25 protein-coding genes are annotated in these 19,952 nt (G+C 67.4%); 6 read left to right on the forward strand and 19 right to left on the reverse strand.

Going from position 1 to position 19,952, the window contains the following annotated elements:
* The first annotated feature begins 50 nt into the window (after positions 1-50).
* Both AC5P57_RS01130 and AC5P57_RS01135 read left to right on the forward strand, forming a co-directional pair.
* The gene (locus AC5P57_RS01130) at positions 51-263 is read left to right on the forward strand and encodes a DUF4287 domain-containing protein (protein WP_099553959.1); all 213 of its coding nucleotides are present in this window, start codon (positions 51-53) and stop codon (positions 261-263) included.
* A gap of 108 nt (positions 264-371) precedes the next feature.
* Entirely contained in the window at positions 372-1,079 is a 708-nt protein-coding gene (locus AC5P57_RS01135) for a YitT family protein (protein ID WP_099553961.1), read from the forward strand.
* A gap of 73 nt (positions 1,080-1,152) precedes the next feature.
* On the opposite strand, the gene AC5P57_RS01140 is transcribed toward AC5P57_RS01135, so the two are convergent.
* Entirely contained in the window at positions 1,153-1,695 is a 543-nt protein-coding gene (locus AC5P57_RS01140; RefSeq protein ID WP_099553963.1) for a DNA-3-methyladenine glycosylase I, read from the reverse strand.
* Entirely contained in the window at positions 1,692-3,479 is a 1,788-nt protein-coding gene (locus tag AC5P57_RS01145; protein WP_262236053.1) for a DUF4153 domain-containing protein, read from the reverse strand. Before AC5P57_RS01145 ends, AC5P57_RS01140 begins: the two co-directional genes overlap by 4 nt.
* Positions 3,480-3,570: 91 nt before the next feature.
* Between AC5P57_RS01145 and AC5P57_RS01150 the strand changes: the two genes are divergently transcribed.
* The 3 genes from AC5P57_RS01150 to AC5P57_RS01160 are packed head-to-tail and all read left to right on the forward strand — an operon-like array spanning position 3,571 to position 5,590.
* A complete protein-coding gene (locus AC5P57_RS01150; RefSeq protein ID WP_005408377.1) occupies positions 3,571-4,137 on the forward strand; it encodes a YqgE/AlgH family protein in 567 nt (188 codons plus the stop codon).
* On the forward strand, positions 4,130-4,624 hold the full coding sequence (gene ruvX / locus AC5P57_RS01155; RefSeq protein ID WP_099553967.1) for a Holliday junction resolvase RuvX: 495 nt from the start codon (positions 4,130-4,132) through the stop codon (positions 4,622-4,624). The genes AC5P57_RS01150 and ruvX overlap by 8 nt, the downstream gene beginning before the upstream one ends.
* A gap of 15 nt (positions 4,625-4,639) precedes the next feature.
* A complete protein-coding gene (locus AC5P57_RS01160) occupies positions 4,640-5,590 on the forward strand; it encodes an aspartate carbamoyltransferase catalytic subunit (protein ID WP_495219414.1) in 951 nt (316 codons plus the stop codon).
* A 94-nt stretch (positions 5,591-5,684) separates the two neighbouring features.
* Here the strand turns inward: AC5P57_RS01160 and AC5P57_RS01165 are convergent, their stop codons facing one another.
* From AC5P57_RS01165 to AC5P57_RS01245, 17 genes are all read right to left on the reverse strand, one after another.
* Positions 5,685-6,176 (reverse strand): REP-associated tyrosine transposase, encoded by a 492-nt coding sequence (locus AC5P57_RS01165; protein WP_262236278.1) that lies wholly within the window; start codon positions 6,174-6,176, stop codon positions 5,685-5,687.
* 172 nt (positions 6,177-6,348) lie between these two features.
* A complete protein-coding gene (locus AC5P57_RS01170; RefSeq protein WP_262236056.1) occupies positions 6,349-7,164 on the reverse strand; it encodes a carboxylesterase family protein in 816 nt (271 codons plus the stop codon).
* A 71-nt stretch (positions 7,165-7,235) separates the two neighbouring features.
* A complete protein-coding gene (locus tag AC5P57_RS01175; RefSeq protein WP_099553974.1) occupies positions 7,236-7,502 on the reverse strand; it encodes a hypothetical protein in 267 nt (88 codons plus the stop codon).
* A 60-nt stretch (positions 7,503-7,562) separates the two neighbouring features.
* A complete protein-coding gene (gene mgtE, locus AC5P57_RS01180) occupies positions 7,563-8,924 on the reverse strand; it encodes a magnesium transporter (RefSeq protein WP_005408383.1) in 1,362 nt (453 codons plus the stop codon).
* A gap of 187 nt (positions 8,925-9,111) precedes the next feature.
* Entirely contained in the window at positions 9,112-10,881 is a 1,770-nt protein-coding gene (gene ptsP / locus AC5P57_RS01185; RefSeq protein ID WP_495219415.1) for a phosphoenolpyruvate--protein phosphotransferase, read from the reverse strand.
* A gap of 2 nt (positions 10,882-10,883) precedes the next feature.
* Positions 10,884-11,153, reverse strand: coding sequence for an HPr family phosphocarrier protein (locus AC5P57_RS01190; protein WP_005408385.1), 270 nt, complete (start codon positions 11,151-11,153; stop codon positions 10,884-10,886).
* On the reverse strand, positions 11,146-11,538 hold the full coding sequence (locus AC5P57_RS01195) for a PTS sugar transporter subunit IIA (RefSeq protein ID WP_014036239.1): 393 nt from the start codon (positions 11,536-11,538) through the stop codon (positions 11,146-11,148). Before AC5P57_RS01195 ends, AC5P57_RS01190 begins: the two co-directional genes overlap by 8 nt.
* A 388-nt stretch (positions 11,539-11,926) precedes the next feature.
* Positions 11,927-12,811, reverse strand: a complete 885-nt coding sequence (gene rapZ, locus AC5P57_RS01200) for an RNase adapter RapZ (protein WP_164145902.1) — start codon at positions 12,809-12,811, stop codon at positions 11,927-11,929.
* Positions 12,812-12,837: 26 nt separating this feature from the next.
* A complete protein-coding gene (gene hprK, locus AC5P57_RS01205) occupies positions 12,838-13,788 on the reverse strand; it encodes an HPr(Ser) kinase/phosphatase (protein ID WP_099553978.1) in 951 nt (316 codons plus the stop codon).
* Entirely contained in the window at positions 13,785-14,237 is a 453-nt protein-coding gene (locus AC5P57_RS01210; RefSeq protein ID WP_099553980.1) for a PTS sugar transporter subunit IIA, read from the reverse strand. The genes hprK and AC5P57_RS01210 overlap by 4 nt, the downstream gene beginning before the upstream one ends.
* Positions 14,238-14,258: 21 nt before the next feature.
* Positions 14,259-14,576, reverse strand: coding sequence for a ribosome hibernation-promoting factor, HPF/YfiA family (hpf, locus tag AC5P57_RS01215; protein WP_005415556.1), 318 nt, complete (start codon positions 14,574-14,576; stop codon positions 14,259-14,261).
* A 58-nt stretch (positions 14,577-14,634) separates the two neighbouring features.
* Positions 14,635-16,056 carry an RNA polymerase factor sigma-54 gene (locus AC5P57_RS01220; RefSeq protein WP_099553982.1) on the reverse strand — a complete coding sequence of 474 codons (1,422 nt, stop codon included), beginning with the start codon at positions 16,054-16,056 and terminating at the stop codon, positions 14,635-14,637.
* Positions 16,057-16,096: 40 nt separating this feature from the next.
* Positions 16,097-16,816, reverse strand: coding sequence for an LPS export ABC transporter ATP-binding protein (gene lptB, locus AC5P57_RS01225; RefSeq protein ID WP_005408391.1), 720 nt, complete (start codon positions 16,814-16,816; stop codon positions 16,097-16,099).
* Positions 16,816-17,367: a lipopolysaccharide transport periplasmic protein LptA gene (gene lptA, locus AC5P57_RS01230; protein WP_099553984.1), complete on the reverse strand. Its 552-nt coding sequence runs from the start codon at positions 17,365-17,367 to the stop codon at positions 16,816-16,818. The genes lptB and lptA overlap by 1 nt, the downstream gene beginning before the upstream one ends.
* A 104-nt stretch (positions 17,368-17,471) precedes the next feature.
* On the reverse strand, positions 17,472-18,047 hold the full coding sequence (gene lptC / locus AC5P57_RS01235) for an LPS export ABC transporter periplasmic protein LptC (protein WP_099555262.1): 576 nt from the start codon (positions 18,045-18,047) through the stop codon (positions 17,472-17,474).
* Positions 18,044-18,592 carry a KdsC family phosphatase gene (locus AC5P57_RS01240; protein WP_099603840.1) on the reverse strand — a complete coding sequence of 183 codons (549 nt, stop codon included), beginning with the start codon at positions 18,590-18,592 and terminating at the stop codon, positions 18,044-18,046. Before AC5P57_RS01240 ends, lptC begins: the two co-directional genes overlap by 4 nt.
* A 66-nt stretch (positions 18,593-18,658) precedes the next feature.
* Positions 18,659-19,660: a KpsF/GutQ family sugar-phosphate isomerase gene (locus tag AC5P57_RS01245; protein WP_262236058.1), complete on the reverse strand. Its 1,002-nt coding sequence runs from the start codon at positions 19,658-19,660 to the stop codon at positions 18,659-18,661.
* A 54-nt stretch (positions 19,661-19,714) separates the two neighbouring features.
* Between AC5P57_RS01245 and AC5P57_RS01250 the strand changes: the two genes are divergently transcribed.
* Positions 19,715-19,945, forward strand: a complete 231-nt coding sequence (locus AC5P57_RS01250) for a BolA family protein (RefSeq protein WP_005408396.1) — start codon at positions 19,715-19,717, stop codon at positions 19,943-19,945.
* Positions 19,946-19,952 lie beyond the last annotated feature (7 nt).

Below are 19,952 nucleotides of genomic sequence, written 5' to 3' on the forward strand. Positions count from 1 at the left end.
ATTTCTGCGTCTGTGGTTCGTCGAATGAATGACTTCAACGGGAGCTGCACATGAGCACTGACACCAAGCCGAAAGGCCCGGCCTCGTATTTCCCCTCCATCGAGAAGACCTACGGGCAGCCGGTGGCGCACTGGTTCGGCCTGCTGTCGAAGAAGAAGGGGCTCAAGCACATGGAACTGGTCAGCTTCCTGAAGAGTGAGCACGGCCTGGGCCATGGCCATGCCAACGCACTGGTGGCGCACCATCTGGCCGGCAAGGGCTGATCGGCAAGGGGGCAAGCAGGGTGGGGCGCATTCAGCTGAACGATTTCATCTGCAACTGTCATGCGGATCGTGTCTAATAGCGCTCCCCACCTGCTGTTCCCCACCCGTATGTCCCTTCCCTCCCATGGCCCCGCGCCGTGCGACGACGCTGACGGCCACCTGGTCACCGCTGGTCCGCTGACCCCGCCGCCGGACAGCGCTGGTACCACCGCCGACGAAAAAGCGCTGCGCCACTCGATCGCCGAGGATGTGCAGGGCATGGTGCTGGCCACGATGGTGGCCTCGCTGGGCCTGGCGATCTTCGCCAAGAGCGGGCTGATGATCGGCGGCATGGCCGGCATGGCCTTCCTGCTGCATTACGCGCTGGACTGGAACTTCGGCGTGGTGTTCGTGCTGGTCAACCTGCCGTTCTACTGGGTGGCGCTGCGGCGCATGGGCTGGGAATTCACCCTGAAGACCTTCGCCGCGGTCACCGCCTGTGGCGTGCTGACCGACCTGCTGCCGCGCTGGATCGACTTCTCGCACATCCACCCGCTGTATTCGGCGATCGTGGGCGGTGCGTTGTCCGGCCTGGGCATCCTGTTCTTCATCCGCCACCGCGCCAGCCTTGGCGGCATCGGCATCCTGGCGGTGTACCTGCAGCGCACCCGCGGCTGGAGCGCGGGCAAGGTGCAGATGTCCTACGACGCCTGCCTGATGGTGGCCGCGTTCTTCGTGTTGTCGCCGTCGAAGGTGCTGTACTCGGCCATCGGCGCGGTGGTGCTCAGCCTGGTGCTGATGTTCAACCACCGCCCGGGCCGTTACATGGGCGTGTGACGATTCGACGGTAGTGCCGGCCGCTGGCCGGCAGCACCTGCGGCATTCCGAGGCTGCCGGCCAGCGGCCGGCACTACCGGGAGGCCTGCAGCCACGGCGGCGACAGCGTCAGCAGCCGCGCATGCACCGGGCAGTCCTCGGCGTGCGCACCGGGCAGGTAGCCCAGGCTCATCAGGAATTCGCCGGTGATCTCGCCGCCGGTGAAGCGGAACGTCTTCCTGAACAGCTTCACCCAGTCGGCCTTGCTGCGCGGATGGTGCGCGTCCAGCCACGCCGCGAAGCTGCCGTGGCTGGCCCGCAGCTGCTGGATCACCTGTGCGTTGTGGATCGCCGCCAGCACCTTCAGCCGGTTGCGGATGATGCCGGCGTCCGAAAGCAGCCGCTCGATGTCCTGCTCGGCATACGCTGCCACCCGGTCCACATCGAAGCCGTCATAGGCCGTGCGGAAGCCCTCGCGCTTCTTCAGGATCGTTTCCCAGCTCAGGCCGGCCTGGTTGATTTCCAGCACCAGCCGCTCGAACAGTTCGCGCTCGTCCCGCTGCGGGAAGCCGTACTCGTTGGCGTGGTAGTAGTCGTGCACCGGATGGCCCGGGGCGATGAGGCAGTAACCGCTCATGGGAAAGACTCGTTGGATTCGGGTTCGGGATCGATGGCCAACGCAGGGCGCCCGCCGATGGACAGCATCGGCCAGCGTGGCGGTTCGAGAGTGAGCTCGCCATCACGCAGTGCCTGGTTGATCGCTTCGGCCTGCCCGCTCGCGGTGCCGAACAGCGAACCTGCCCGGCGCCAGTGGGTATCACTGCCACGTGCGTACAGCACGCAGTCCGGCCCACGGTGGGTGTACAGCTCGCACAGCAGCACTTCGCCGGTGCCATCGCCGTCCAGGTCGCGATGCACGATCAGGCAGTCGCGCTCGCTCTGGGCGCAGGATTCGCCATTGATCGCGCGCGTGGCCAGTGCCTGCCACCAATCGTCCGGCGGCGAGCTGGATCCCTTGGCCAGCTTCAGCGCGCGCTGCAGGGCGGTGACGTCCTGCGGCCCCTTGTCGAGGCGATGGCCGTCGTCCCAGCGTGAGGTACGTGCCAACGCTGCAGCGATCACCTGCGGCGCATTGGCATCGGCGGTGATGGCTGGATCACGCTGCAGCTCGCGCAGCGCCTGCACACCACGGCGTCCAAGATCGAAGCGCAGCACGTTGACGTCGCTGCTGGTGATCGCTGGCGGGTCCGCGCGCAGCCGCGCCAGCTGGCTGGACAGGGTCAGCCGCATCGGGTCCAGCAGCGGCGAGTTGCCCAGCAATGCCAGTGCCAGTACCGCCCAGCACATCCAGCGGTTGACCGGCTCCAGCATCTGCAACCAGCGGCGCTGCCGGCGCAGCACCGCCAGCGCGTAGCCCACGGCATAGCCGGCCACGGCCAACGCGACGAGTACCGCCCAGAACCGGTCGATGGTCCAGCCGTACTGCGTCACGCGCAGGCCCAGTGCATACAGCGCCAGCGCGGCGTACACCGGCAGCGTCAGCAGGCTGGCCTCGACCAGCCTGCGCAGCACGAGAGGGTAGGGTGCACTGTCATCCCCCTGCTGGTAGACCGCATTGGTGAACGTCACCAGCAGCAGTGACACCACCACCAGCAGGCTGGCGGCCGAACGGGTTTTCCACAGCGGCTCCAGCCCGGTAAGCGGCAGGCTCAGCACGAACAATACGGCGATGAAAGAGAGCAGCGGCAGCAGCCCGCGGCAGATCGCGAACAGCACCTGGCGGGTGATCTGGATCGCGCGGTGCTGGGTGCGCCCGATCAGCACGCCGAAGCCGGCCAGGCTGCCGGTGGCCAGCGCGATGAATGCATCCTGGCGGAACAGATCGCGGAAGACGTTCACGTCCAGCAGCTGGAACAGCGCCGCCCACAGCCACAGCAGCAGCCAGGTCAATCCGGTGAACAGCGTTGCCAGCGCCAGGGTCAGGCCGTTCTGCCAGGCGCGCTCGAACAGCTCGGGGTAGCTGGCGCGCCAGTGCCCGTGGTGCAGCTGGAACTGCCACCAGGGCAGCGCTACGAACACCGCCACGGCCATGCCCAGGGTCAGTGGAAACTGCAGCGCGCTCGACTCCAGCGCGGTCTCGCCAGTGAGGTTCCAGCCGATCCAGGCGGCCAGCGCCAGCACCACCGCCGAGCCGAGCACGGCCTGCAGCCACAGGCGGCGCTGGCCCAGCTCGACCAGGCTCAACGCCACCGCGCTGGGAATGGCCAGCACCCAGGCGTACCAGCAGTAGCGCCAGCCGATATCGCGGAACGGCCACGCATCGGACAGTTCCTGCGCGGCATACAGCATCAGACCCTGCAGCAGGGCAATCAGGACGATGGCGCTGCGTGCCGGCAGGGTCAGGGGCGATGAAGACTGCATCGATGACCTTCCATGGCAAAGCGCCATCCTAGCCCATCGCCGTTCGGCGCCATCGCGCGACCATCCCGCGCCCAGCAGGTAGAATGGGCCCATGCCTGTAACGCCGACCTCCCTTGCCGATCACCTGCTCGTCGCGCTGCCGTCGCTGCTCGACGCGACCTTCGCCCGCAGCGTCGCGCTGATCTGCCAGCACGACGAGAACGGGGCGATGGGCGTGCTGGTCAACCAGCCGTCCGAATACACGCTGGGAGAAGTGCTCGCGCAGATGGACATCACCACCGGTGATGGCGACCTGCAGGCGCGCATGGTGCTCAACGGTGGCCCGGTGCATCCCGAGCGCGGCTTCGTCATCCATGACGACGCGCGGGCGTGGGATTCCAGCCTGACCGTGGGCGACGGCCTGTACCTGACCACTTCGCGCGACATTCTTGAAGCGATGGCGCGCGGCGAAGGCCCGGCCAATGCCGTGGTCACCCTCGGCTGTGCCGGTTGGGGCGCAGGGCAGCTGGAAAGCGAGCTGTCCGAGAACAGCTGGCTGACCGTGCCGGCCGATGCCGAACTGGTGTTCCAGCTGCCGCTGGAGCAGCGCTGGCAGGGTGCGGCCTCGCGCATCGGCGTCGACCTGTTCCGGCTGACCGACTACAGCGGCCATGTCTGAGCCCGTCACGCCCGCGCCGGACCCTGCTGCCCCGGCCATCCGCCGTGACGGCACGGTCCTGGGTTTCGATGTCGGCTCGCGCCGGATCGGCGTGGCCATCGGCAGTGCCTTCGCCGCGCATGCGCGCGCGGTGGCCGTGGTCGATGTGCACGGCAACGGCCCGGACTGGACCGCGATCGAACGCCTGCTCAAGGAATGGAAGCCCGACGGCCTGGTGGTGGGCGACCCGCTGACCCTGGACGGCCAGGACCAGCCCAACCGCAAGCGCGCGCAGGGCTTTGCCCGCCAGCTGCGGGAACGTTTCAAGCTGCCAGTGGTGATGATCGACGAGCGTTCCAGCTCGGTCGAGGCCGCCCGCCGCTTCGCTGTCGAGCGCGCCGAAGGGCGCAAGCGCCGCCGTGATGCGGCCGCCCTCGATGCCGTGGCCGCGGCGGTGATCATCGACCGCTGGCTGTCGTCGCCGGACGACGCCACCCCCATTCCCTGACTGCTGACTCCCGCCATGACTGCCCAGCAAATCGATGCCTCCGGACGCCTGCGCCACCTGCTGACCCTGGAGGGCCTGCCGCGTGAGACCCTGCTGCAGCTGCTTGACCGGGCGGGACAGATCCGCGATGCCGCGGTCGGCCGCGTTGGCAACAAGCGCCACGTGCTGGCCGGTTCGGCGGTGTGCACGCTGTTCTTCGAACCGTCCACGCGCACCCGCAGCTCGTTCCAGCTGGCCGCGCAGCGCCTGGGCGCCGACGTGCTGAACTTCGATGCCTCGACCTCGTCCACGCGCAAGGGCGAAACCGCCTGCGACACCCTGCGCAACCTGGAAGCAATGGGCGTGCGCGGCTTCGTGGTACGCCACCCCGATGACGGCGCCGTGGCCGCACTGGCCGACGCCGCGGGCGAGGGCACCGCGCTGGTCAATGCCGGTGACGGCCGCAGTTCGCACCCGACCCAGGGCCTGCTGGACATGCTGACCCTGCGCCAGGCCAAGGGCCCGGATTTCTCGAAGCTGAAGGTGGTGATCGTCGGCGACGTGAAGCACTCGCGCGTGGCTCGCACCGACCTGCACGCGCTGCGTACGCTGGGCGTGGGCGAGATCCGCGTGTGCGGCCCGCAGTCGCTGCTGCCGGACGACGAGACCCTGAAGGGCTGCGTGGTCGGCGATGACTTCGATGCGATGCTGGAAGGCGTCGACGCGCTGATGATGCTGCGCCTGCAGCGCGAGCGCATGGAAGAAGGTCTGGTGCCGTCGCTGGAGCAGTACCACGCACAGTACGGCCTGACCAATGATCGTCTGGCCCGCGCCGGCAAGGATGCAGCGGTGCTGCACCCGGGCCCGATCAACCGCGGCGTGGAAGTCACCGACGACGTGGCCGACGGCCCGCAGTCGTGGGTACTGCGCCAGGTCGCCAACGGCGTCGCCGTGCGCATGGCCGTGCTGGAAACCCTGCTGGGCTGACCTGCCCTGGTGGGGTAGGTGTCAACCTTGGTTGACACACTCACCGCCCGGTTCGTGCGCGCACTGTTTTGGTAGATGCCAACCTTGGTTGGCACTATCCACCGGTGCTAATGTCATCGGGCAGATCACATGACGCCCCAAGCTCCCATTCGCACCATGCATGGGGATATTGCCCAAGCCGCGTCGTCAGCCCGGCCCTGATCGGATTTCCCATCAGGTACATCGCATGCCGGTGCAACGATTCGTCAGAGCGGATCGCATGATCGTGATAGCAGGCCTGCCAGAAGCGCCCGACTCGCCCCAGCAATCGGTTTGCCTGCTGGGCTGTGCGCGACTTGAAACGCTTCATGACGGTTTCCAGCGTTCCCGCACGTAGTTCGACTAGCCAGTGGATGTGGTCGGGCATGACCACGTAGGCAATCGAGCGGGTGAAGCCTTCCTGATCCAGTCGCTGGAATTCGCGGACTGCCAAGGCGGCCGCTGCGGCGTTGGTGAAGAGCGGCGCGCGGTCATGGACGACGGTGGTGAGGATATAGCTGAGGCCGATGCTGGAGTGACGGCCGAGCAGGAGACAGGTGTTCTGCATGGAGCAAGCATGGGCGGGCCTGCTTTCAGTGAACATCGGGGAAAGGCTTGGTTTCAGGTAGGCCAGTGCCAACCAAGGTTGGCAACTACCAAAGCAGTCAATGCCAACCAAGGTTGGCAACTACCAGAGCAGTCAATGCCAACCAAGGTTGGCAGCTACCAGAAGCTGCGGTTCAGCGCTTCTGCGCGAACAGCCAGGCCCACATCGCCGGGTCGGCGTAGGTGGCGTCCCAGGCATTGTGGTTGCCTTCCGGGTACTCGGTATAGCGCACGTCGCGCGCGGTGGCGCTCTGGAAGGCGCTGTGCAGCCGGCGGTCGTCGTCCGGCGGCACCACATCATCGAGTGCGCCGTGGAAGATCCAGATCGGCGTCTGCCGCAGGCGTTGGGCGATCACCGCATACGGATCTGACTCCTGCGCGACCTGCTCGACGAACAGGGTCGGTCGCTTCGCGCGCGGTGCGAATACGGCACCGCATACCGGCACGATCGCGGCAAAACGATGCGGGTCGTCCAGGCCGATGTTCCAGCTGCCGTAACCGCCCATCGACATGCCGGTCAGGTACTGCCGTGCCGGGTCGGCGCCGAACTCTGCGACGATCGCGTCCAGTGCGGCCAGGGCCATGCGGTTGTTGCGCCCGCTCCATTCGGAATGGCGCGGTGCCTGTGGAAACACCACCAGGGCCGGGAAGTCGGGATGCTCGCGCAGATAGGGGCCCAGTCCCGAGTAGGTCTGCTTGACGCCATCGGCGCCGCGCTCGCCCGAGCCATGCAGGAACAGGATGACCGGGGGTCCGTCCTGCGTGGCTGCGCTGCCCGGGGCGGAGGCCCGGACGCCGGCAGGAATGAAGACCTGGTAGTAGGCGGTCTCGCCATCCACCTTCACCGCGCGGCCCTCGAAATGCCCGCGCGCACTGTCCGGCAACGAGGCACAACCGGACATCATCAGTACGGCCAGCAGCGGCAGCCAGCGCGACATCGAACGGACCATGGGACTTCCCGAGGCAGTAGGGTCACCTGCATCGTAGTGCGCGGCGGGTCAACGCAGCATCATGCACCGCGTCACTCCGGCCGAGGAAAGCTGGCGATGATCTCCAACTGCTCCCGTGCTTCGGCATTGCCTTCGGCAGCGGCGGCCTGCACCTGCGCCATGTCCGGGTGCAGCACCACCAGCAGCGGGTTTTCGCAGACCGGGCAGTCGTACTCGGTGGCGTCCTCGTCCAGTTCCATTTCCATGGCGCGCGAGCTGCCCTTCCATTCGCAGGCCGGGCAGGTGTGCTGCTGGTCGCGCCAGCCGGGCTGGAAGTAGTTTTCGATCGTCGTTGCCATGGGTGTTCCAGTTGGGATCGGGGCAGAGCCCGGCGTGGCGGGGATCCGACCCTGCAGGGTTCAGTGCAGCAGCACCAGGGTGGCCAGGCCGAGGAAGGTGAAGAAGCCCATCGAGTCGGTCACGGCGGTCAGGAAGATGCCGCTGGCCAGCGCCGGGTCGAAGCCGAAGCGTTTCAGCGTCAACGGCACCAGCACGCCCGCCAATGCAGCGAACAGGAGGTTGCAGGTCAGTGCGATGGCAATCACTGCGGACAACCCGGGCGAGTGGAACCAGGCCAGCACGATCAGGCCCAGCACCGAACCCAGCATCACGCCGTTCAGCAGCGCGACCCGTACTTCCTTCCACAGCAGGGTGCGGGCATTGGAGGCGCCCACCTGGCCCAGCGCCAGGCCGCGCACCATCAGTGCCAGCACCTGGGTACCGGCGTTGCCGCCGAGGCCGGCGACGATCGGCATCAGCACCGCCAGTGCCACCAGTTTGTCGATGGTGCCTTCGAAATGACCGACCACGCTGGAGGCCAGGAAGGCCGTGCACAGGTTCACCGACAGCCACATCAGGCGACGGCGCATCGCGCGCCAGACCGGGCTGAACAGATCCTCGTCCTCGTCCAGACCGGCGGCGCCCAGCGCCTGGTGCTCGGCCTGGCCGCGGATGATGTCGACCACGTCATCGATGGTGATGCGGCCGATCAGGATGTTGTTGTCGTCCACTACTGGCGCGGAGATCCAGTCATGGTCGGAGAACTGGCGGGCGACTTCCTGGTCGCTCTCGCCGACGTCGATGGCTGGCTGCTCGTCGTCGATCAGGCGGTTGATCGGCGTGGTGTCCTCGTGGGTCACCAGTGCCGCCAGCGACACCCGGCCGAGGTACTGATGGCGGCGGCTGACCACGAACAGGTGGTCGGTGTGGTCGGGCAGTTCACCGCGCAGGCGCAGGTAGCGCAGCACGACGTCGACATTGACGTCGGCGCGCACGGTCACCACGTCCGGGTTCATCAGGCGGCCGGCACTGTCCTCGGGATAGGACAGCACCTGTTCCAGGCGCTCGCGGTTCTCGCGGTCCATCGACTTGAGGACTTCGTCGATGACCGTGTCCGGCAGGTCTTCGACCAGGTCGGCCAGATCGTCGATGTCCAGGTCTTCGACCGCGGCGATGATCTCGTCCGGGTCCATGTCCGCGAGCAGGCTTTCGCGCACGTCGTCGCCGACGTGGACCAGCACCTCGCCATCATCTTCCGGATCGACCAGGCCCCACACCACCTCGCGCTTGCCCGGCGGCAGCGATTCGAGCAGGTTGCCGATCTCGGCCGGGGCCAGGGTGTTGACCAGGCGCCGCACCGGGCCCAGCCGGCCGCTGTCCAGTGCATCGGACAGCATCCGCAGTTGGCGTGCAGTCTTGTCGTGGCGTACAGCTTCAGCCATCGCAGCTCCCGCGGGGATAAGAAAAGCCGCGATCCCGGCAAGGATGCGGCAACAGGGGTGTTCAGCGCGTCATTATCGCAAGGGGATGTTTCACCGGATACCCCGGCGGCAACGAGACGGGGTCAGATCCTTTTCCAGCGGAAAAGGGATCCGACCCCAGGCGTGCATGCCCGGCGAGCGGGTGGTGTCAGGGCGTATCGGCCACCAGTGCCAGCCAGCGTTCGATCGCGCGGCGGTCGCGCGCGGCCAGCAGCTTGGGTGCGCGTGCACGCAACGTCGCCAGGTCGGCCTCGCGGATCGCGCGGCGTACTTCCAGCAGCGTGCCCGGGTGCAGGCTGAATTCGGTCAGGCCCAGTGCCAGCAGCAGCGGGGTCATCCGCGCATCGCCGGCCATCTCGCCACAGACCGCCACCGGGATGCGGTGGCGCGCGCTGGTCTCGATCACCATCTGCAGCAGCCGCAGCACCGCCGGGTGCAGTGGCGAATACAGCTCGCCCAGCGCTTCATTGTTGCGGTCGGCCGCCAGCAGGTACTGCACCAGATCGTTGGTGCCGATCGACAGGAAGTCGACCAGATCGATGAAGCTCTCCAGCGCCAGCGCGGCCGCCGGCACTTCGATCATCGCGCCCAGCGGCACGTGGTCGGACACCATGTGGCCTTCGCCGCGCAGCTGTTCGGTCAGCTTGAGCATGCGCCGGCGCACTGTCAGCAGCTCCTCGCGGGTGCTGACCATCGGCACCAGCACCCGCAGCTTGCCGTAGGCCGAGGCGCGCAGGATCGCGCGCAGCTGGGTGTCGGCTACCTTCGGCCGTGCCAGCGACAGGCGTACGCCGCGCAGGCCGAGCGCCGGGTTCTCTTCGTTGCTCAGGGTCAGGCCGGTGCGGTCGGCCTTGTCCGCACCCAGGTCGAGGGTGCGGATGGTCACCGGTCGCCCGCTCATGCCCAGTGCGGCATCGCGGTAGGTCTGGAACTGTTCTTCTTCGTCCGGCAGCTCGTTGCGCTGCAGGAACAGGAATTCGGTGCGGTACAGGCCCAGGCCGTGGGCGCCCAGCGCATGCGCCTGGGTCACGTCCTCCAGCGATTCGGCATTGGCCAGCAGGGCGATGTCGACCTGGTCGCGGGTGCGGCTGGGCTTGCTGCGCAGGCGGCCAAGCTCGCGCTGTTCGCGCGCATGTTCCTTCAGTCGTGCGCGGTAGTCGCGCAGATTGTCGGCCTGCGGATTGGCGGTGATGCTGCCGTCGGCACCATCGATGATCAGCACGTCGCCATCGGCGATGCGGCTGAGCAGCTGCGGCACGTTGACGATCAGGGGCAGGTGCAGGCTGCGCGCCAGGATCGCGCTGTGCGAGAGCGCGCTGCCGGCGGCGGTGACGATGCCGACCACGCCCTGTGCCTGCAGCTGTGCCAGCTCGGACGGGGCGATGTTGTCGCAGACCAGGATTTCCCCGGCCAGGCCTTTCACCGCCGGCGGGCGCTCGGGCTGCAGGAAGGCATGGATGCGGCCGATCACATGGTCGAGGTCGTCCATGCGGCTCTTCAGATAGGCATCGTCCATGCCGTCGAAGACTTTGGCCAGGCGGTCGCGCTGCAGGCGCAATGCATAGCCGGCGCTGTACGGTCCGCTGCGGATCAGTTCGTCCAGGCCATACAGCAGCTCGGGATCGTCCAGCAGCAGCGCATGCAGGTCGAGGAACTCACCCACTTCCTGGTTCAGCGCTCCATGCAGGCGCTGGCGCAGCTCGTGCATCTCCGTGCGTGCGGCATCCAGCGCACGGTGCAGGCGGGCCAGTTCGGCCTCGACCTGGTTGGCGGCAACGCGCTGCTCGGCCACTTCCAATGCATGCGGCAGGCGCACGCGGGCGCGCCCCATTGCCGTGCCGCGGGCGGCACCATGGCCGGCCAGCAGCAGTACCGGCCGTTGGCCGGAAGGGGGCTGGCCGGCGCGTGCGCGTGGCACGCTCAGCTGTCCTCGTCGAAACGGCGTTCGAACAGGCCGACCACCGCCTCCATCGCGGCGGCTTCGTCCTCGCCGTTGATGCGCACCGTGACCGGGGTGCCCTGGCCGGCGGCCAGCAGCATCACGCCCATGATGCTCTTGGCGTTGATCTCACGGCCCTTGGCGGCCATGGTCACGTTGCAGCGGAACGGCGCCAGGGTCTGCACCAGCTTGGCGGTGGCCCGGGCGTGCAGGCCCAGGCGGTTGCTCACGGTGAGTTCTCGTTCAAGCATCGTCGACTATCGCTCCATTACGGGTGCCCGCCGCGGCTGTGGCGGGCAGTTGATCCAGTCCCTGTTCCGGATAATTCATCACCCGCAGCAACATCGGCAGGCTCAGCGCCGACACCCGGCGAACCGGGGTCCCCAGCCGGGCCAGCTGCCCGGCAAGGTTGGCGGGGCTGGCGCCGTACAGGTCGGTCAGGATCAATACGCCTTCACCACTGTCGACCCGCCGCAGAGCGGCCGAGGCGAGCGGGAGCAGGGCGTCCAGGTCTGCGTCGAACGGTACTTCGAAAGCTTCGGTTTTCAGCGGCAATTGCCGCAGGAGCCGGGTCGCCACGTCAAGCAGGGCGGTCCCGACCCCAGGATGTGTTACGAGGAGAATGCCACAGGTCATTACTGCACGTTAACAGGTCAAGGTGAATCGGCGATAGCAGCAGGAGAGGGGCACTGTGTCCCGTATTCAGCGTTGCCGGGGTCGGATCCCTTTTCCACGGGAAAAGGGCTCTGACCCCATCCCCTTTGCTCCCATCCACGCATGGCGTGGATCTACCGTGTCGACCAAGGTCGACACCTACCAACAGCACACGGAATCTGTCAGAGGCGGGGCGGTGTGGGTATGCAGGACCGCAGGCGCCATGGATGGCGCCTACGAGCCCCCATGGATGGGTTCACGGCGTGTCCTGCATACCCACACCGCCCCGCCATCCCACGGAATGCGGCTGTTGCCGTTGCCTTGGCTGTTGACGTTGCCTCTGCGGGTGCCGGGCGCAGCCCGGCCGCCCTCAATCCTGTTCGCGGTGGTACGTTGCCACGTCTTCCCAGCCCATCTCGCGGGCGTGGCGTGCCATGCGCTCGGCCAGGAACACCGAGCGGTGCTTGCCGCCGGTGCAGCCGAACGCCACGGTCACATAGCTGCGGGTGCCATCCCCCAGCTTCGGCAGCCAGGTATCGAGAAAGTCCGTCAACTGGGCCAGATAGCGCTGCACATCCGGCTGCGCTTCCAGGTAGTCGCGCACGCCGGGTTCGCGACCGCTCAGCGCACGCAGTTCCGGGTCCCAGTGTGGATTGGGCAGCGCCCGCGCATCGAACACGAAGTCCGCTTCGGCCGGCACGCCGCGCTTGTAGGCGAACGATTCGAACAGCAGCGACAGGCCGGTGGCATGGTCCATCGTGAACTCGGTGATGATCCGGCGCCGCAGCTGGTGCACGTTGAGGTTGCTGGTATCGATCACCGCATCGGCCTCGCGGCGCAGCGGTGCGGTCAACTCGCGTTCGCGGGCGATGGCTTCGGGCAGGGACAGCCCCAGCTGGCTCAACGGATGGCGGCGGCGGGTGTCGGCGTAGCGCTTGAGCAGCGTCTCGTCGCTGGCTTCGAAGAACAGCACCTTCACGTCCACGCCGGCGTCGGCGGCCAGCTGCCGCCAGTCGCCCAGCTGGCTCAGGTCGGCCTGCCCACGCACGTCGATGCCTACGGCCAGCCGGCGCGGTGCACTGCCGCCGCGATTGGCCAGCAGGCTGCGCACGAAGTCCGGCAGCAGGTTGATCGGCAGGTTGTCCGAGCAGTAGTAGTCCTGGTCCTCGAAGGTCTTCAGGGCGACGGATTTACCCGAGCCGGACAGGCCGCTGACGATGATCAGGGTCGGGGCGGAGGGGGTGACGGTGCTCATGGACAGGCTCTTCGTAGGGCAGGGGGTCAGGGCGTTCGCCGTTCCAGCAGGTTGCTGTGGCGGGCGATGAACATCGCCGCCGGGTCGATGCCCTTGGTCCGCAGGATATGCAGGCGGGTGGCCGCCTCGGTCAGCACGGCCAGGTTGCGGCCGGGCATTACCGGCAGGGTGATCAGCGGCACGTCCAGATCCAGCACATGGCGGGTACCCGAATCGCCGGTGAGGCGCTCGTAGCCATGCGGGGTGGGTTCGGTCATCGGCTTGGTCAGGTGAACGATCAGCCGAAGGTACTTGTTCTTCTTTACAGCCGTGTCGCCGAACATCTCGCGCACGTTCAACACGCCCAGGCCGCGCACTTCCAGCAGGTCCTGCAGCAGCTCCGGGCAGGTGCCGTCGAGTACATCGGGTGCGATCTGGGTGAATTCGGGGGCATCGTCGGCCACCAGGCGATGGCCACGGCTGAGCAGTTCCAGCGCCAGTTCGCTCTTGCCGGATCCCGCTTCGCCGGTGATCAGCACGCCGATGGAGTAGATCTCCATGAACACGCCATGCAGGATCACCCGCGGCGCCAGCGTCCGCGCCAGGTGGTAGGAGAGGTGGTTGAGCAGCTCGTGGCCGCGCTTGGGCGACAGCCACAACGGGGTGCCGGATTCATCGGCGGCGGCGCGCAGGTCTTCCGGGCACGCCTGGTTGCGGGTCAGCACCAGTGCCAGCGGGTGCGACTGCATGATTTTTTCGATCGTTTCCCAGCGCTGGCGCGGTTCAAGTGCGTCCAGCCAGGACAGTTCCTCGGTGCCCAGGATCTGCACCTTGTTGGGGTAGATCGCATTGAGGTAGCCGGCCAGCGAGGGGCGCCGCGAGACCGTATTGCCGGCCTCGAGCTCGCGCTTTTCACCCGACTGGCCCGCGGCCCAGCGCAGCCCCAGCCGCTCGCGCTGCTGTTCGAACAGTTCACGGGCGGTGATGCTGGTATTCATGCGGCACTCGCAGGTGGGGTCATGTCCAGCGCCTCGCGCAGGGCCCGGGCATCGCCTGCCTGGCGCAGGGCCTGGCGGACATCCGCTGCCGAGAACAATTCGGCCAGCTCGGACAGCAGCATCAGGTGCTGGTGGGTGTAGTGGGCGGGAACGGCCATCGCGAATACCAGGTCCACCGGCTCGTCGCCACCGAAGTCGACCGGGGTGGCCAGGCGCAGCAGGGCGCCACGGGGGCGGTCCAGGGTCGGCGCGCGGCCGTGGGGAATGGCGATACCGTGGCCGATCGCGGTGCTGCCCAGCGCTTCGCGCTGGCACAGGTTCAGATAGATCTGTTCGGCGTTGGCCTGGCGGCAGGCCAGCAACCCGGCGGCGGCCTGCAGGACGCTGTCACGGTCGGTGGCCGTGCAGAGCTGGGTCTGCACGGCCGCCAGGAGGTCAGTCAGGGGCATGTCTGCGGGGAACGGTGGCGATCAGCCACCATTGTCGCCCACCGGCAGCGGTGCGTGCTGCTGTTTTTTCTCCTTGTGCTTGATCACCAGGCGGTCAAGCTTGTCCGCAAGCAGGTCGATCGCGGCGTACATGGTCTGGCCGCCGGCCTCGGCGTGCAGGGTCTGCCCAGGGATGTTGAGGCTGGCGTCGACGTGGTGCTCGGTCTTCTGCAGCTTGAGGGTCACCCGCGCTTCGCAGTGCTGGTCGAAGTGTTTGCCGATCCGGGCCAGCTTCTCCTCCACATAGGACTGCAGGGCCGGGGTGACTTCGACATCTTTGCCAAACGTTTCGATGCGCATCGGGTTTCTCCTGTGTTCGGATGTGCCAATGAACCTCTCCGCCGGGCGCGGCGGCGCGTCAAGCGATTCTGACCCTTTCGTGCGAGGCGGAAATGTTCATGGCTTCACGATACTTCGCCACGGTGCGTCGCGCTACTGGAATTCCCGACGATTTGAGCAGGTCAGCCAGCTTGGCGTCAGAAAGCGGCTTGCGCGGGTTCTCGTCGTCGATCAGGCGGCGGATCATCGCCTGGATGGCGGTGCTGGATGCTTCGCCACCGCCCTCGGTATCAATGCCCGAGGCGAAGAAGGCGCGCAGCGGCAGGGTGCCGCGCGGGGTACGAACGTGCTTGCGGGCAATCGCGCGCGAGACCGTGGATTCGTGCAGGCCGAGCTCGGCGGCGATCTCGCGCAGGGTCAGTGGACGCAGCGCCTGCTCGCCGAATTCGAGGAAGCCGGCCTGCTGCAGGATCAGGCTGCGCACGACGCGCAGCAGGGTCTCGCCACGCTGCTGCAGGCCCTTCAGCAGCCAGCGTGCTTCCTGCAGCTGGGCGCGCAGGTAGCCGGCGTCGGCGTCGCCGCAGCGGCGGATCAGCTGTTCATAGCCACGATGGATCACCACCTTTGGTCCGGCGTGCCCGGCCAGCGCCGCGCGCCACACGCCGTTCTGCCGCCACACCACTACGTCCGGCACCACGTAGGTGTCCTGCGACAGCGGCGCGATCTGCGTGCCCGGGCGCGGGTCCAGCGAGCGCAGCAGCGCCACGGCAGTCTCGACCTCGTCCAGCGGCTGCTTCAACTCGTGTGCAAGCCCGGCAACGCCGCTGCGCGGCAACCGCTCCAGTGGTCCTGCGGCAATCTGTCGCGCCAGCAGCAGGCCCGGCGTTTCATCGGCCAGCACGTCCAGCTGCAGCTGCAGGCATTCGCCAAGCGTGCGTGCAGCCACACCCACCGGATCGAAACGCTGGATGCGATGCAGCACGGCAAGGATCTCGTCCTCGTCGGCGTGGATCGCCGGCAACAGGGTTTCGGCGATGGTGGCCAGCGGCTCGCGCAGGTAACCGTCGTCGTCCAGTGCATCGATCAGTGCCGCGCCGATGCTGCGATCGCTGGCAGAAAGATGCGACAGGTGCAGCTGCCACAGCAGATGGTCGGCGAGCGTTTCGGTTTCGGCCACGCGCTCGGCAGCGCTGCCGGTATCGTCGTCATCATCGAAGCTGCCACCGCTGCCGGTCGCCGTCCAGTCCAGTTCGGCCGGCGCCCAGTCGTCGCCTTCATCGCTGCGTTCTGCAGGCGCTTCGTTGTCGTTGACATCGCTGCCTTCATTGGCGGCGCTGCTGTCGTTGCTGTCGGCCCAGTCCAGCAGCGGGTTGCTCTCCACTGCCTGGGCGATCTCCAGCTCCAGCTCGGTGGTCGACATCTGCAGCAGCTTGATCGCCTGCTGCAACTGGGGCGTGAGCACCAGTTGCTGTCCCAACGATGTCTGCAACCGAGTCTTCATGCCTGTGCCGAAAGGAAGGAAAGGGACCCGGCGACCGCAGTCACAGCTTGAAGGAATCCCCAAGGTAGACCCGGCGCACGTCGGCGTTGTCCAGGATCGCCTCCGGCGAACCCTGGGCCAGCACGCTGCCCTCGGCGAGGATATACGCGCGGTCGCAGATACCCAAGGTCTCGCGCACATTGTGGTCGGTGATCAACACGCCGATGCCACGTTGCTTGAGATGGGTGACGATGCGCTGGATCTCGCCCACCGAAATCGGGTCGACACCGGCGAAGGGTTCGTCTAGCAGGATCAGGCGCGGCTGCGCGGCCAGTGCGCGGGCGATCTCGCAGCGGCGGCGTTCGCCACCGGACAGGCTGGCGCCGAGCTGGTCGGCAACATGGCCCAGCTGCAGTTCGTCCAGCAGGCCGTTCAATTCGCGCTCGCGGCCGGCCGAGTCCAGGTCCTCGCGCAGTTCCAGCACCAGGCGGATGTTGTCGGCCACGGTCAGCTTGCGGAACACCGAGGGTTCCTGCGGCAGGTAGCCCACACCCTGCTTGGCGCGGGTGTACATCGGGTCGCCGGTGATGTCCTTGCCGTCGAGCACGATGCTGCCGGCATCGGCGGCGACCAGGCCGACGATCATGTAGAAACAGGTGGTCTTGCCGGCGCCGTTGGGGCCGAGCAGGCCGACCACTTCGCCCGCATCGAGGGTCAGCCCGAAGTCCTTGACCACTTCGCGCTGCTTGTACTTCTTGCGCAGGCCCTTGGCGACGAGCATTACTTCTTGCTCCCGGCCGGCTGTGCCGGCGTGGCGGCCTTGGGCTGTGCCGCCGGTGCGGCCGGGGTCTTGTTCTTCGGCGGGATGACGGTGCGCACGCGGCTGCCGTCACCACCGGAGTTCATCTCGCCGGTGCGGGTGTTGTAGACCATGCGCTGGCCGGCATTGGTGCCGCGCGCGCTGGTGACCTTGTAGTTGCCGGTCAGGGTGATGATCTCGGTCTTGATGTCGTAGTCGATGCGATCAGCCAGCGCGTCCATCCAGGTACCGTCATCAAGCTGCTGTTTCATCTTGGCCTGCTTGCCGGTGAACACCGCGCGCACGGCTTCGCCGTCCTTGAGGTAGATCTCGGCCTCGGACGAGCGCAGGTCCAGCGTGCCCTGGGTGATGACCACGCCCTGCGACAGCACGGTCTTGCCGTCGCCGGTGAGCGTGCCCGACTGGGCGCCGGAATCGATGTGCATGTCTTCGTTGCGGTCGGTGGACTTGGCGAAGGCGGCGCTGGGGACAAGAAGACCAAGCGCGAGTACGGCGGCAAAGGGAATCTTCATCGGGGTCCGTTCTACCGGTGGGGGCCTCCCGGGTGGACCGGGGGCGGGCGGGTGGGGCTGCCGGCCCTGCGCCTGTCCGGAGACGTCGCAGGCTGGCGGCGGAATCAGCGTTTGGGCGTGTAGCGGCCCTTGGACTGGCTGAGGAAATGATACGTGTTGTTCTTCGAATCCACTTCGAAGCCGACGCCGGACTGTTCCATGCCCGGGCGGGTCATGGTTACCAGGGCGTCGGTGCGGGCGCGGTTGTCCTTCGGGAACACGTCCAGATGGTCGGTGCGGAAGGTGGTCGGCACCACGCCCGGGCCCGCCGGGCTGTCGCCGGCGACATTGCCGCGCAGCTTCATCTCGTCGCCCTTGGCGCTGAGCCAGCCGGTCTCTGCACGCAGCGTCCAGTGCTTGCCATCCTTGTCCGGCATCTCGAACAGCGGGGTGGCGATGTTGATGGTCTGGTCGCCGCGCTGGCGCTCCAGCAACGGTGCGCGCAGGGTGGTCGATTCCTTGCCGTGCTCATCCAGGGCGACGATCTGGAAGTCATGCAGGATGTAATCCACGCCGATTTCCTGGCCACCCGTGGCTGGCCCCTTGTCGCGGTTGCGCAGCGCCGCCCAGCTGCTCAGCAGGGCGGCCAGCAGCAGGCCGATGCCGAGCAGGGTGCGCCAGTTCAAGGTGGGCACGTTCATGCGCCGAACCTCGCCAGCACCGCATCCACGCGGCCCTGAGCGGCCAGCAGGATGTCGCACAGCTCGCGCGCGGCGCCACGGCCGCCCTCGGCGCGGGTCTGCCAGTGCACGCGTTCGGCGATCCACGGATGGGCATTGGCCGGGGCCACCGCCAGGCCGACCGCACCCAACGGCGCCAGGTCGGGCAGGTCATCGCCCATGAACGCCACCTGTTCCAGGCCGATGCCGTGCTGCGCACACAGCGCCTGCACGCTGGCCAGCTTGTCGCCCACGGCGATCTGGGTGTCGATGCCGAGGTCGGCGCCGCGCTTGAGCGCGGACTGGCTGTTGCGCGCGGTGATCAGCACGGGGTGGATGCCGTGCTGCTGCAGCAGTTTCAGGCCCAGGCCGTCCTGCACGAAGTACGCCTTGCTCTCGTTGCCGTCCTTGTCGTAGTACAGCCGACCATCGGTGAGGGTGCCGTCCACGTCGAAGCACGCCAGGCGGATCTGGGCCGCGGCGGCATGCAGGTGGGCGGGGAAGGCGGGCAGAGGGGACCAGGGCATCAGGGCGGCAGGCTCGTTGTGGGCGGGTACGGCGTTACAGACTGAATGGGGTCTATGGACTGTCGGTTAAACCACCCGGGCCCGCAACAGGTCATGAATGTTCAGGGCACCGACCGCACGGCCCTGGCCATCGACCACGATCAGGCCGGTGATCTTGTGGGTCTCCATCAGCCGGGCGGCCTCGACCGCCAGCTGGTCGGCGCCGATGGTGCGCGGGTTGCGGGTCATCACGTCGGCGATCTTCGCCGTGCGCACGTCCAACGCGCTGTCCAGCGCACGGCGCAGGTCGCCGTCGGTGAACAGCCCGATCAGCACGCCGTCGGCGTCGACCACGGCGGTCATGCCCAGCCGCTTGCGGCTCATCTCCATCAGCGCTTCGCTGAGGCTGGCGTCGGTGCTCACGCTGGGCAGGTCGTCGCCGGTGTGCATGACGTCGGTGATGTGCAGCAGCAGGCGGCGGCCAAGGCTGCCGGCCGGGTGTGAACGGGCGAAGTCATCAGCGGTGAAGCCACGTGCGTCGAGCAGGGCCACGGCCAGTGCATCGCCCATGGCCAGCGAGGCGGTGGTGCTGGAGGTGGGCGCCAGCGCCAGCGGGCAGGCCTCGGCCGGCACGCTCACGTCCAGGTGGATGTCGGCGGCGGTGGCCAGGCTGGACTGCGGGCGGCCGGTCATGGAAATCAGTACGTTGCCCTGGCGCTTGAGCACCGGTAGCAGCATCAGCACCTCGTCCGATTCGCCCGAATAGGACAGGGCCAGCACCACGTCGTCCTCGGTGATCATGCCCAGGTCGCCGTGGCCGGCTTCGCCGGGGTGCACGTAGAACGCCGGCGTGCCGGTAGAGGCCAGGGTGGCAGCGATCTTGCGGGCGATATGCCCGGACTTGCCCATGCCGGTGGCGACCACCCGGCCACGGCTGGCCAGGATCGCCTGGCAGGCCTGCTGGAAGGCTTCGCCGAGGCGGTCGGCCACGGCATCCAGCGCCTGCCGCTCGATCTCGAACACGCGGCGGCCGCTGGCAACCAGGCCGGCAGGGTCGACGGAACGGGGGGGCAACAGGGATTCGGCCATGCGGACGCCACGCAGCGGAAGTAGAATGGACGCACATTTTATTAGGAAAGCCCGTTGGACGCCGACACCATCCGCAATCTGATCGAAACCGGCCTGCCCGGCGCCCGCGCCGACGTGCAGGGCGACGATGGCGTGCATTTCGAAGCGACCGTGGTCTGCGAGGCCTTTGCCGGCAAGATGCCGCTGGCCCGCCACCGCATGGTGTATGCCACTCTGGGCGACCTGATGGGCGGCGCGATCCACGCGCTGGCGCTGAAAACCGTGACCCCGGCCGAAGCCGGCTGAACCGCAG

The sequence above is a fragment of the Stenotrophomonas sp. YJH_SMC_79 genome (assembly GCF_059367995.1).